Below are 13061 nucleotides of genomic sequence, written 5' to 3'. Positions count from 1 at the left end.
TGACGGCTATTTTAGAAACGCGCGAAACTCGGTAAACACAGCTTCATAGATATGGCGCTTGAACGGTACGATATGTTCAAGAACCTCATTTGCCGGTTTCCACGCCCATTCTGAAAACTCAGGGTGTTCCGTCGCAATATTGATCGCGTCATCGGTTCCGTTGAACTGAAAGGCGAACCATTTTTGCTTTTGGCCGCGATATTTCCCGCCCCATGCTTTGCCCAATAAATGGTCGGGTAAATCATAAAATAGCCAATCTTCTGTTTTTCCTAGCTTCTTTACCAGGTCATCAGAAACGCCGGTTTCTTCATACAGCTCCCGCAGGCCGGCCTGTTTGGGGGTTTCCCCCTTATCCATACCGCCTTGGGGCATTTGCCAGGCATCGCCGGGTGTGTCGATCCGCTTTGCGGAAAACACCAGCCCGTCTTTGATCAATACAATGCCGACACAGGGGCGATAGGGCAGGGCGTTCAGCTGTTCCGGTGTCATGGGCGTTCCTTTGATCGTTGAAAAAGGGGCCGTGGTGGCCCCTTTTGCTGTCATCGTGGCAGGGCGGAATTAATTCGCCTCTTCGGTCTCATCGACTTGTGCGGCCTGATGGGCGACCTCTGGTGCAATCGCGTTCAAACCTTTCAAGATATCAAGCGCATAGGCCAGCTGGTAATCCTCTTCACGCAGCTTCGCGGCCTCTTCGGCGCGGGCCATCTCTTCTTCGGCCTGCTTCTTCTCGTCATCCGTCATGGAATCATTGCTTAGCACGCCGCGCAGATCTGCCTCTGACCGGGTTTGACGCGCAGCGGATTCGTCTTGCGTCTCTTCTGTTTCAGGACGACGTGAGGGCTGCGCCACAACAATATCAGGCGAAATTCCAAGCGCCTGAATCGACCGGCCTGACGGTGTGTAATACCGTGCGGTGGTCAGGCGCATTGCTGCGTCGCCACGGATTGGCATAACCGTCTGAACCGAACCTTTGCCAAAGCTTTTCTCACCCACCACAATCGCGCGGCGATGATCTTGCAACGCACCGGTTACAATTTCCGATGCCGACGCAGAGCCGCCATTGATCAAAACAACGATTGGCTTGCCATCGGCCAAATCGCCGTCTGTGGCGTTGAAACGTTCGCTGTCTTCTGGGTTCCGGCCGCGGGTCGAGACAATCTCACCCTTATCCAAGAACGCGTCGGATACGGCAATTGCCTGGGTCAGCAGGCCGCCGGGGTTGTTGCGCAGATCAATGACGAACCCGTTGACCTTATCAATGCCACCGGCTTCTTCAACCTTGGCTTTCAGCTGCTCTTGCAGATTGGGGAAGGTCTGATCGTTGAATGTGGTGATCCGCAGAACAACGGTTTCCCCTTCAACCCGGCCTTTGACGGCGGTCAGCTTGATCGTGTCACGAATGATGGATACGTCAAACGGTTCTGGCTCCCCTTCGCGGACCAAGGTGATGATGATCTCTGATCCGACCGGGCCGCGCATCTTTTCAACCGCGTCATCCAGGCCAAGCCCAAGCAGGCTTTCACCATCCACATGGGTGATGAAGTCGCCTGCTTCAACACCGGCATCGTCAGCAGGTGTGCCATCCATTGGTGACACGACTTTGACGAACCCGTCTTCCTGCGTTACCTCGATGCCCAATCCGCCGAATGTTCCACGGGTTTGCACGCGCATGTCATCGTAATCTTGTGGCGGAAGGTAGCTGGAATGGGGATCCAGCGATGTCAGCATCCCATTCACAGCTGCTTCGATCAGATCCTTTGGATCCACCTCTTCCACGTAATCCGAGCGGATCCGTTCAAAGATATCGCCAAACAGATCCAGCTGTTCATAGACGTTGGACGACGACGTATCGGTTTCCTGCGCAAGCAACGGTGCGGCGACCTGCGTGGTCATCACCAATCCGGCGACCGTGCCACCAAATGCGGCCATCACGAATTTCTTCATCTCTACCTACCCCTCGATCCTGCGTCTGTTATTTTGGGTTCTGGGCGAACCAATCTGCCGGATCGATCGGCGTCTCGCCCTGTCTCAGTTCCATATAAAGCGTTTCCGTTCGGCCCGCGCCACCGCCATCTGCGGCATTGCGAACAAAATCGGTCCCGAATTCCTCTGCGCTGGGGGATGAACCGCCCATCAGGCCAAGCGGTGCACCGGTCGGCACAATATCACCGATTTCACCATAAACAGTTCCAAGCCCGGCCAACACCAACAGATAGCCGGCGGATGGCTCAACGATCATCACATTTCCGTAGTCCAGCAATGGACCGCGATATCTGATTGTCGCAGGCCAGGGCGCCGTGACCAATGCACCGGAGGCGGTGGCGATCACCCAGCCGGGTCGGCGAATGCCGGCGGCGTCGGCCTCGTCAAAGCTGCGCAGGATGGAGCCCATGACGGGCAGGGGCAGCGATCCCTTTGCGCTGTCGAAATCATCCATGGGCGCGCCAATATCGCTGTCTAAGGTCAAGACACCGCTGGAAAATGCCTCCAGCGTGTCCGCGCTATTGACGAGGGCTTGCAAATCCTCAGGCGTTTCTAGATAGCGTCCGGGCAAAGCAGATCGCTCCGCAATCGCTTCTGACAGTGCCGTCCGTGCTGTGGTGACAGATGTCATGCCGCGTTCCAGAAGGTTAATTGCACCTTGCTGGACCTCTCGCATTTCTTCGATCTCGCGCAGCTGGATGGAAAGTACATCGGCCTGTTTTTGCAAAGCAGGCGTGACAGAGCCTAAAATCATCCCTGACCGCGCCGTGCCCAATGGTCCTGCAGGATGTAGCAAGAGCAATGGCCCGTCCGAGGATTCCATACTGGTCATAACGCCCAGAAGACGCCCGATTTCATCGCGTTTGCGGTTGAAATCCTGTCGAATTTCCTGCTCGCGTATGGCGGCACGGCGCAACCCGTCGCGCAGCGCGCTTAGGCCGGTTTCATAGGCCGCGATTGTCTGGCTAAGCGCAGACACCCGGTCGTCGCGGTCTGTTGCGCGGTCCATCGCGTCAATTGCGCCCCGCAGATCCTCTGCCGCCTTTAACGCAGCATCCGCGCCCGGGCTGGCCAAGGCCGGGCCGGTCACAACGGCCAGACAAAACGCTGCCGCAAGGCCAAAGGATGTCTTTCGCATCACTGCTCAATCAGGCTTTCGCCGGTCATTTCTTCGGGCTGTTCCACGCCCATCAATTCCAATACGGTCGGGGCCAGATCGGCCAATCTGCCCGCGCGCAGCGTGACATTCGCCGGACCGCCAACCAAACCAACAGGCACAAGATTGGTCGTATGCGCGGTATGCGGGCCGCCGGTTTCGGGATCAATCATGGTTTCGCAATTGCCATGATCGGCCGTGATAATCATCGCGCCGCCCACTTTTTCAAGCGCCTGCAAGACACGGCCGATGCCGCGGTCAATTTCTTCGCATGCCGCGATCCCGGCTTCGACAATTCCGGTATGGCCGACCATATCCGGGTTGGCATAGTTCACGATGATCAGATCATATTGCTTTTCAATTGCTTCGACGAATTTATCGGTCACTTCAGGTGCCGACATTTCGGGCTGCAGATCATAGGTCGCAACTTTGGGCGATTTGGGCATGTAACGGTCTTCGCCAGCCCAAGGCGCCTCTTTCCCGCCATTCAGGAAGAAGGTCACATGTGGATATTTTTCGGTCTCGGCCAAATGGAACTGAGTAAGCCCCTGCTTTGAAACCCATTCACCCAACGTATTTTCGATATCGCGCTTGGGGTAGGCGGTTTGCATATATCCGTTGTGACTGTCGGAATATTCCACCATGCCCAACAGGGCCGCCCACTGCGGCCTTCGGCTGACATCAAATTCCGCAAACTCTGGATCGGCCAGCGCTGCGAGGATCTCTCGGGCGCGGTCGGCGCGGAAATTCAGGCAAAAGACGCCGTCGCCATCCGCTACACCAGAATAGCCATTGATAACCGTTGGTGCGATGAATTCATCCATCTTTTGAATAGCATAACTTTGCTGGACCGCCTGCGCCGGGGTATCTGCGGTTTCGACCTCTCCATCGGCGCTGACGATGGCATCATAAGCCCGGCGGACACGGTCCCAGCGATTGTCGCGGTCCATTATCCAATATCGGCCAATAACGGTGCCAATGGTGCAGCCTTGCGGCAGTTTCGCGACCAAATCATTGATGAAATTTTTGGCGGAATCTGGAGCCACGTCGCGCCCGTCGGTGATTGCGTGCAAAACCACGGGGACACCGGCATCTGCCACAGCCTTACAGGCGGCAAGCACATGGGAGATATGGCCATGCACCCCACCATCAGACGCAACACCCAACAAATGCGCCCGGCCGCCAGAGGCTTTCATTTTCGCAATAAACGCCAGGATAGAGTCGTTTTTGAAGAAACTTCCGTCTTCGATCGCCAGATCAATCTGGCCCAGGTCCATCGCAACCACACGGCCAGCGCCGATATTCGTGTGCCCAACCTCAGAGTTGCCCATTTGCCCGCTTGGCAGTCCGACATCAGGACCAAATGTCACCAATGTGGATTTCGGACAGGTGGACCAGATCTTGTCGATATTGGGCGTATTGGCCAGCGCGGGGGCGTTGCCCTCTGTTTCGGCACGCTCACCCCATCCGTCAAGAATGCATAAAACAACCGGTTTGGGATGGGACATGCGATTTCCTCCTTAGAATGCGTGCCCTCTGTTTACGCTGCGAAGCGGGGCACGACAACAGGGAGCAACCTCAGGCGGGACGGGATGTGAACAAAAGCCTGTGCGCTTTGGGCTCGGCGCTGGGAATTTCAACATGTTGCGCATGGCTTAGCAGGCTATTCAGCGCCTCGTCCGGATTTCTCCAATACCGCTGCCGGATATCCAAAATCACGGTTCCGCCGCGTTCCAAAGACGCCAGCATGATCGGCAGATATTCCCCGATAGGATAGTGGAAGCCGCAAGAGATGGTGGAAATCACCAGATCGGCATGCAGCCCGTTCAGCTGATCTGGCACCAGCCGGGGATTGATCGTGCGCACCTGACGCGCGCCATTGTCGCGTAAAAATTCCGCGGCCTCATCCAGCAGCGCGTAGCCAGAGCCGCGCTTTTTCCAGGCGTGATATTGCGATGGCGTTTTTTCGATATCGATCAAAATAAAGGCCGGATCGAAATCACGCAGTAAAAATGCATCCCCCAGCGCCTGCCCACAGCCGATATCAATAACAGTTTTGGGGGCAAAATTGGCGGTTTTCAGTGCGCTTTGCACGCCAAGGTATTCACTGTGAATATCGGCAAGGGCGCCTTGGAAAATTTCATCTCGCCGGGTCCGGGCCTCTTGCCGCAAGGGCGCACGATCGCCGTTTTCCCATGCAAGGCGGGCTTCGGTCGAGATATGATTGGTGCGCTGAAACCCCAGCATCATGATGCCGCGTGTCGATAAAGCCTGATTGCGGATCTGTAATTGCTTTAGGTCAGCGACACTTGTCATAGTTATTCTCGGTGATAGGGGGTCCCGGCAAGAATCTGTCCGGCACGGTAAATTTGCTCCGCCAGCATCACACGCACAAGCATGTGTGGCCACACCATTTTTCCAAGTGAAATCGCGAAATCGGCACGATTCCGCAGGCTAGGGTCTATGCCGTCCGCACCGCCGATCACGAAGCAAACATCACGCGCTGTATCGCGCCAATTGCCCAGCTTCTCAGCCAATTCAGGGGATGAAATAATGGCCCCGCGTTCGTCCATCGTGACAAGCGCCGCACCAGAGGGAATAGCGCGTTCCAACAGCTTGGCCTCTTCGGCCATACCAAGACCACGCTTGTCTTCGACCTCGATGATTTCGACCGTGCCAAGGCCAAGCGCGCGACCTGTTTTGGACGCGCGTTCCAGATAATCTTTGATCATGACCAGTTCGGGGCCCTTGCGCAGACGACCGACCGCAAGGATCGTAATTTTCATCGCAAAGGCCCTGTTACCGTTGTCAGATTATTCTGCGGTGCCCGAAGTTGGCATCCACATTTTTTCAAGTTGATAGAATTCACGCACTTCCGGGCGGAAGATATGAACCACCACATCAACGCAATCGACCAGAACCCAATCGCCCTGTTCTTTGCCTTCAACTTTGCAATAAATGTTGAAATCTTCTTTCAAACGCTCGATCAGGTTATCGGCAATTGCCGCCACCTGACGCGAGGACCGACCGGAGCAGATCACCATGTGATCAGCAACAGACGACCGCCCCGCAAGATCGATTGAAACGATCTCCTCGGCCTTGTTGTCATCAAGAGAAGACATGACGCGCTCCAGAATCTGGTCGCTTGTCGCTTCGACGCCTGTCGGCAGATCTGCCGTCATGATTGCCGCCTTTGCGCTGGCATCACCCAGCGCGAGAGAGAGATGAGACAGGACATAGTCCTCCCGAAGTTGGGCGCCGTCCGATGGCCCCGACGCTAGACCTAGGTGCAACGTAACACCACGGACAGGAAATCTCAACTTTCAGAAACGGTCTTTTCTTTGCTATCATGAACAGCAAGCTGTGATCCGCCTAACATCGTGACTTCACGTTGTGGGAATGGGATGGAAATACCATTGGCTTTGAACGTATCCCACAGTGCCAGATACACGCCACCGCGCACATTTGTCAGCCCCTCTACCGGGTCCGTTATCCAAAATCGCAGGATGTAATCCACTGAACTATCACCAAAACCCACGATATGGCACACGGTTTTGCGGTCTTTTAAAACGCGCTCGACGGATTGCGCGGCCTTGACGGCCAGATCCCGCACAACATGCGGATCATCGCTATAGGCGGTGCCGAAAAATAAATCGATCCGGACGTATTCATCTGAATGGGACCAGTTTACGACCTGCCCAGTGATCAAATCTTCGTTGGGAATCAGATATTCTTTGCCATCACGTGTAACGACACTGACATAGCGCGCCCCAAGGGAATTGATCCAACCGAATGTATCGCCAAGGCTGATCACATCACCGGGTTTAATGGATTTATCCAGCAAGATGATGACGCCAGACACAAGGTTCGACACAACCTTCTGCAGGCCAAACCCCAGCCCGACGCCGATAGCACCGGATAAAACGGCAAGACCGGTCAGATCGAACCCGACGGATTTCAGCCCGACATACATGGCAAGCCCAAACAGAACGACCTGCAGGACCTTGATGATCAGCTCTTTCATCGAGGGGCTGATTTCGTCGTTATGCCGGATGCTGGAAGACGCTTGGCCGGCTACCACCCGCGCCACTGTCAGCATCGCGGTGGTGACGATTACGGCTTTAGTCACGGCCAGCGCACTTAGACGGAACGATCCAAATTCGACCGCGATGCTGTCCAAAATCTGTGATGCATCATCCAGAACGCCCAGATAATGCAGCGTTGCACCGATCCATAGTGCCCATGACACCATGCGGCGCATCAGCGGGTTGCGGATTAATCGCACGACCAGGCCGATGACGATCCATGCTGTTGCAACAGTGGCCACGAATTCCACGATGAACCGGCGTGATGTAAAGGGAGACATTTCGGCCAAGACCCAAGTCGCCCCCCATGCCAACACGACAAATACCAATCCGCGCAGTCTTTGGCGCAGGCTGATTACATGGCGCAGTTGCGCGGCGCTTAATTGTCGCTTACGCGCCCATGCATCCAGTTTCCGCGATAGCCAAACTCCGCCCAGCCCGTGTGCCACAATCCACAACACGATCAGGATTGCAATCTGGATAAGCCTGGATGGAAGGACCAGATCGCTGATGAATATCAGCACCTGTGTCCAGATAAATCCAAGCCGGTGAAGGGTTTCTGCGTCAATCAGATCCATGAGGTCTCCGTTACTTTGTCCGGAGCCTAACGCGGATCACGCGGTTTCAGTAAAGGTTTCTGTGTTGCGTTCGATGTGGCGGCGCAGCAAATCCACATTTTTTCTGTTTGATTTGTAGCCGATATCGAAAATATCCCCGACCAGGGGTATCAGACCCGTGGCCCAGTCAATTGCAACATTCGCACCCATTCGTGCCAGCAGATGTGTGGGCACACCCAGGCCATGCGCCCGGCCAATGATATAGACGGACGGCACAAGCGTCACCGTATCACCAACACCGGGGATCAGGCCAAGGACACTGTCCCAGCCAAAACGAAAACTGGTTCCGGGCACCCGAAACGCCCGGTCCATTTTATTGGCCAGCCGATCAAGATGCGCCAGCTCTTGCAAATAGCGGTCTTGATGCGGGTTCATCGGGTTAGGCATGCTCTGGCGTGCGGGCAATAATCCAGATCGCGTGGACAATACCGGGAATATAGCCAAACAGAGTCAAGATGATGTTGATCCAGAAATGTTTGCCGATACCCACCTGCAAAAATACGCCCAGCGGGGGCAAGATGATGGCGGCGATAATACGAATGAGGTCCATAAGGGTCTCTCCTGTCTATTGTTAATCCTACAACGTGAGGAGAGCGCGGAAGGTTCCGTTCTGCACGGCAGAATCCACGTAAGCAAAAGCCGCCCCGGTGAAAGGGCGGCTTAATGGGGTCAGTTTTGCGGCGTGATCACACCCAGGGGCGTGCCTGTGCAGCCTGCGTTTCAAACGTGTCAATCGCGGCAGCCTTATTCATGGTCAGGCCGATATCGTCCAGCCCTTCCAGCAGGCAGTGCTTTTTGAACGCATCCACATCGAATTTGATGACCTCGCCATCTGATGTCGTGATCTCTTGCGCTTCCAGATCAATGGTCATGCGCGCATTGGATCCTTTTTCGGAATCCTTCATCAACACATCGATCTGTTCTTGCGGCAGGACGATGGGCAACATGCCGTTCTTAAAGCAGTTGTTGAAGAAGATATCCGCGAAGGAGGTCGAGATAACGGCCTTGATGCCGAAATCCGCCAAGGCCCAAGGCGCGTGTTCGCGTGACGATCCACAGCCGAAGTTATCCCCGGCAACGATGATTTGCGCCTGACGATACTGATCTTTGTTCAGCACGAAATCGGGGTTTTCCGATCCATCGTCATTGTAGCGCATTTCCGCAAATGCGTTCACACCCAGACCGGTGCGCTTGATCGTCTTCAGGAAGTTCTTCGGAATGATCATATCAGTGTCGATATTGACCAGCGGCATGGGCGCGGCGATGCCCGTCAGTTTTTCAAACTTTTCCATCGTCGTTCCTTACGCGTCCTCAAGTTCCATGAACTTGCGCACATCGGTCAAGTGACCGGTGACAGCAGCACAAGCAGCCATTGCGGGGCTCATCAGATGGGTGCGACCACCTTTGCCCTGACGGCCTTCGAAATTCCGGTTCGAGGTAGAGGCGCAACGCTCCCCCGGTGCCAGCTGATCTGGGTTCATCGCCAGACACATGGAGCACCCGGCCATCCGCCATTCAAGACCCGCATCAAGGAAGATCTTGTCCAGACCTTCTTCCTCGGCCTGTGCGCGCACCAGGCCAGAGCCGGGAACAACCATCGCACGGACGCCATCCGCGATTTTGCGGCCTTTCAGCACTTCGGCTGCGGCGCGTAAATCTTCGATCCGACCGTTGGTGCACGATCCGATGAAGACCACGTCGATCTTGATGTCTTCCAATTTGGTGCCAGGTTTCAGGCCCATATAGTCAAGCGAGCGCGCAGCAGCGTCGACCTTGCCACCTTTGAAATCGCTGGCCGCAGGCACGGTGCCCGAAATTGGCAGCACATCCTCGGGTGAGGTGCCCCAGGTCACAACCGGCTCAATTTCTTCGCCTTTCAGCGTGACAACTTTGTCGAAATGCGCACCTTCGTCGGTGAACAGGGTTTTCCACCAATTCAAGGCAGCTTCCCACTGTGCACCTTTGGGCGCATGCGCACGACCTTTCACATAGTTAAATGTGGTTTCGTCTGGCGCGATCAGACCGGCGCGTGCGCCGCCTTCGATGGCCATGTTACACACGGTCATACGGCCTTCCATTGACAGATCGCGGATCGCTTCGCCGCAATATTCGATGACATGGCCGGTGCCGCCACCGGTGCCGGTTTCGCCAATCACGGCCAGCGTGATGTCTTTGGCGGTGACGCCGGGACGCAGCTTGCCGGTGATTTCCACCTTCATGTTCTTAGATTTCGACTGAATCAGGGTCTGCGTAGCCAGAACATGTTCAACTTCAGACGTGCCGATACCATGTGCCAGAGATCCGAATGCACCATGGGTTGCCGTGTGGCTGTCGCCGCAGACAACTGTCATGCCCGGCAATGTCCAGCCATTTTCCGGCCCGACGATATGCACGATCCCCTGACGCACGTCAGACACCGGATAGTAGTTCACACCGAAATCTTTTGCGTTCTTATCTAGCGCGTCGACTTGAATGCGTGACTCTTCGTTGTCGATGCCTTTTGCACGGTCCAACGTGGTCGGGACGTTGTGATCAGGCACCGCGATGGTCTTTTCCGGTGCGCGCACTTTGCGGCCTGACAGACGCAAGCCTTCAAATGCCTGCGGGCTGGTAACTTCGTGAACCAGGTGGCGGTCGATATACAGCAGGCAGGTGCCATCTTCGTCTTGGCTGACGACATGGGCATCCCAAATCTTGTCATAGAGTGTCTTCGGAGCGGACATGGCTCTCACTTTCTAAGGATAGCTGTGGAATTCGTTTAGAACATGGGCAGAACGTGGGGATGCGCCCAGCGCACCCAAAAGCGGCCGACTTTAAAGTCGGGCAACCACGGAGAGGCTTTCTCCGTAAAAGCGTTCCCGCAAGCGGGCGCGTTCGTTCAGATCGAAAATGCGGCTCATGCGCGCGGATATACGCGGTTTCAGGCGCTCTCGCAAGGAAACTTAAAAGTCAGGGATTCTGACCGACCTCGATGCACAGGGGTCCGTAGGTGCGCGCGCATCACTGTGTCATTGGGGGTGCACAAAACGGCATGATACGGCGGCCCGATCTGGGGCATGATCCGGGGCATGATCCGGGGCGCAGTAACCCTGTTGGAACCTTTTCGCTGTGGTGCGCGTTATATGGTTGAACAGGATATAGAAGGGGAACGCAATGCGCCTCAGCCCAAAGACGATCATGACCGCCGTAACTGCAACCGCCATCACAGTGGCGCTGCCAGTGACCGTTGCTTTGTCAAAAGTCGATCCGCAGGAAAACGCGGTGCAACGTTCCTCTGCTTTTGCCGAAGCGGGACGCCCAATGGACAACATTTCCGGTGAGCCATTTGCGCAAGGCGACCTGTCCATCTTTGACGACATCCAGCAGATCGGCATGGATCAATCGGTGGATGTGCCATATTGCGACCGCCGCGCCAAATTACTAAACACGCTGGACCATGATTTTGCTGAAAAACCACTTGCACATCAGTCGCTTAAAAGCGATCGCTCAGTTGAGCTATGGGCCTCCGATCTCATGGGGACCTGGACAGCAGTTTATACACGCGCAGATGGTATCTCCTGTGTTGTGTCCTCTGGCATCGGCTGGGAACGCGATGACAGCCCGATTGCACGGTTGGAAACCGAGGGTCTGCTGCCAACCGGATAAGTATTGGCCGCGCATCAGACATGTCTGAATGCGGGCCGCGTGCAATTGCCGATTAACCTTCGCAATGTTAGGTAGTGCCCAAACACAGTTTGGGAGCCCATCATGGCCGACTATATCGTTAAAGACATTTCGCTGGCAGAGTATGGCCGCAAAGAGTTGGACATTGCCGAAATCGAAATGCCCGGTTTGATTGCATGCCGCGAGGAATTTGGGGCGAAAAAGCCCTTGGCAGGCGCACGGATCGTTGGTTCGCTCCATATGACAATCCAGACTGCTGTCTTGATTGAAACGCTTAATGAGCTGGGCGCAGATGTGCGCTGGGCGTCATGCAATATTTATTCCACACAAGATCATGCGGCCGCAGCAATTGCGGCAGGCGGCACTCCGGTCTTTGCGATCAAAGGTCAGTCGTTGGAGGAGCACTGGGATTATCTGGACCGTTCGTTCCAATTCCCTGAAGGCGCGAATATGATCTTGGACGATGGTGGCGATGCAACCTTGTATATTTTGCTGGGATCGCGCGTTGAAGCCGGCGAAACCGACCTGATCGAGACACCGCAATCCGAAGAGGAAGAGGTGATCTTTAAGCAGATCAAAAAACGCATGGCGCAATCACCGGGTTGGTTCACCAAAACCCGTGATGCGATCCAAGGTGTGTCCGAAGAAACGACAACCGGTGTGCACCGCCTGTATGATCTGCATAAAAAAGGGCAGCTGCCCTTCCCTGCGATCAACGTCAATGACTCTGTCACCAAATCAAAATTCGACAATAAGTATGGCTGCAAAGAATCGCTGGTGGATGGCATCCGCCGTGCCACCGATGTGATGATGGCAGGCAAAGTGGCCGTCGTGTGCGGTTATGGTGACGTTGGCAAAGGGTCCGCTGCATCGCTAAGCGGGGCGGGCGCACGGGTCAAAGTGACCGAGGTCGACCCGATTTGTGCGCTTCAGGCCGCAATGGACGGTTATGAGGTCGTGACATTGGAAGATGTCGTAGCAGACGCGGATATCTTCATCACCACCACAGGCAACAAAGACATCATCCGCATCGAGCATATGCGTGAAATGAAAAATATGGCCATCGTTGGCAATATCGGCCATTTTGATAATGAAATTCAGGTGGCGAACCTGAAAAACCATAAATGGACCAACATCAAAGAACAGGTCGATATGATCGAAATGCCGTCAGGCAACAAGATCATCTTGCTGTCCGAAGGCCGTTTGCTGAACCTTGGCAATGCGACGGGCCATCCGTCCTTCGTGATGTCCGCATCATTCACCAATCAGGTCTTGGCGCAGATTGAGCTGTGGACCAAAGGCGATGATTATGCACCGGGCGTCTATATCCTGCCGAAGGCGCTGGATGAAAAAGTTGCCCGCCTGCATCTTACAAAAATCGGTGCAAAACTGACCGAACTGCGGACAGATCAAGCAGAGTATATCGGTGTGACGGTCGAAGGACCGTATAAACCGGAGCATTATCGCTACTAATTGCCTAAAAAGGTGGCACCCGCTTTCCCCTGACCTTATGGTTAAATTATTCGTGATTCACGAGTGGCCAAAGGCTTTTGGGTG

The 13061-nt window shown here is 55.0% G+C and carries 14 protein-coding genes; 2 read left to right on the top strand and 12 right to left on the bottom strand.

Translation table 11 applies throughout. From position 1 onward, the window contains the following. Positions 1-6: 6 nt before the first annotated feature. From BFP70_RS09630 to leuC, 12 genes are all read right to left on the bottom strand, one after another. Complete coding sequence (locus tag BFP70_RS09630; RefSeq protein WP_066011307.1) at positions 7-489, bottom strand: RNA pyrophosphohydrolase; 483 nt, start codon at positions 487-489, stop codon at positions 7-9. Positions 490-558: 69 nt separating this feature from the next. Next, a complete protein-coding gene (locus BFP70_RS09625) occupies positions 559-1944 on the bottom strand; it encodes a S41 family peptidase (protein ID WP_066011304.1) in 1386 nt (461 codons plus the stop codon). Positions 1945-1972: 28 nt separating this feature from the next. Next, a complete protein-coding gene (locus tag BFP70_RS09620) occupies positions 1973-3121 on the bottom strand; it encodes a murein hydrolase activator EnvC (protein ID WP_066011303.1) in 1149 nt (382 codons plus the stop codon). Then, complete coding sequence (gene gpmI / locus BFP70_RS09615; protein WP_066011302.1) at positions 3121-4647, bottom strand: 2,3-bisphosphoglycerate-independent phosphoglycerate mutase; 1527 nt, start codon at positions 4645-4647, stop codon at positions 3121-3123. Before gpmI ends, BFP70_RS09620 begins: the two co-directional genes overlap by 1 nt. Positions 4648-4717: 70 nt before the next feature. Then, positions 4718-5455 (bottom strand): hypothetical protein, encoded by a 738-nt coding sequence (locus BFP70_RS09610; RefSeq protein WP_066011291.1) that lies wholly within the window; start codon positions 5453-5455, stop codon positions 4718-4720. Positions 5456-5457: 2 nt separating this feature from the next. Beyond that, the gene (rlmH, locus tag BFP70_RS09605) at positions 5458-5925 is read right to left on the bottom strand and encodes a 23S rRNA (pseudouridine(1915)-N(3))-methyltransferase RlmH (RefSeq protein WP_066011289.1); all 468 of its coding nucleotides are present in this window, start codon (positions 5923-5925) and stop codon (positions 5458-5460) included. A gap of 27 nt (positions 5926-5952) precedes the next feature. Beyond that, positions 5953-6321 carry a ribosome silencing factor gene (rsfS, locus tag BFP70_RS09600; RefSeq protein ID WP_083217432.1) on the bottom strand — a complete coding sequence of 123 codons (369 nt, stop codon included), beginning with the start codon at positions 6319-6321 and terminating at the stop codon, positions 5953-5955. A gap of 134 nt (positions 6322-6455) precedes the next feature. Continuing rightward, complete coding sequence (locus BFP70_RS09595) at positions 6456-7802, bottom strand: mechanosensitive ion channel family protein (protein ID WP_066011284.1); 1347 nt, start codon at positions 7800-7802, stop codon at positions 6456-6458. Positions 7803-7838: 36 nt separating this feature from the next. Next, positions 7839-8228, bottom strand: a complete 390-nt coding sequence (locus BFP70_RS09590) for a DUF4112 domain-containing protein (RefSeq protein ID WP_066011282.1) — start codon at positions 8226-8228, stop codon at positions 7839-7841. Continuing rightward, the gene (locus BFP70_RS09585) at positions 8221-8391 is read right to left on the bottom strand and encodes a YqaE/Pmp3 family membrane protein (protein WP_066011280.1); all 171 of its coding nucleotides are present in this window, start codon (positions 8389-8391) and stop codon (positions 8221-8223) included. The genes BFP70_RS09590 and BFP70_RS09585 overlap by 8 nt, the downstream gene beginning before the upstream one ends. A 136-nt stretch (positions 8392-8527) precedes the next feature. Continuing rightward, on the bottom strand, positions 8528-9133 hold the full coding sequence (gene leuD, locus BFP70_RS09580) for a 3-isopropylmalate dehydratase small subunit (RefSeq protein ID WP_066011279.1): 606 nt from the start codon (positions 9131-9133) through the stop codon (positions 8528-8530). Positions 9134-9142: 9 nt separating this feature from the next. Continuing rightward, entirely contained in the window at positions 9143-10564 is a 1422-nt protein-coding gene (gene leuC, locus BFP70_RS09575) for a 3-isopropylmalate dehydratase large subunit (RefSeq protein ID WP_066011278.1), read from the bottom strand. A gap of 430 nt (positions 10565-10994) precedes the next feature. On the opposite strand from leuC, the gene BFP70_RS09570 reads away from it, so the two are divergent. After that, positions 10995-11486 carry a hypothetical protein gene (locus tag BFP70_RS09570; RefSeq protein WP_066011276.1) on the top strand — a complete coding sequence of 164 codons (492 nt, stop codon included), beginning with the start codon at positions 10995-10997 and terminating at the stop codon, positions 11484-11486. A gap of 102 nt (positions 11487-11588) precedes the next feature. Then, a complete protein-coding gene (gene ahcY, locus BFP70_RS09565) occupies positions 11589-12977 on the top strand; it encodes an adenosylhomocysteinase (RefSeq protein ID WP_066011274.1) in 1389 nt (462 codons plus the stop codon). Positions 12978-13061 lie beyond the last annotated feature (84 nt).

The sequence above is a fragment of the Thioclava sp. SK-1 genome, assembly GCF_001705665.1.
Taxonomy (GTDB): Bacteria; Pseudomonadota; Alphaproteobacteria; order Rhodobacterales; family Rhodobacteraceae; genus Thioclava.
This window is presented reverse-complemented; position numbering and strand designations above follow the sequence as displayed.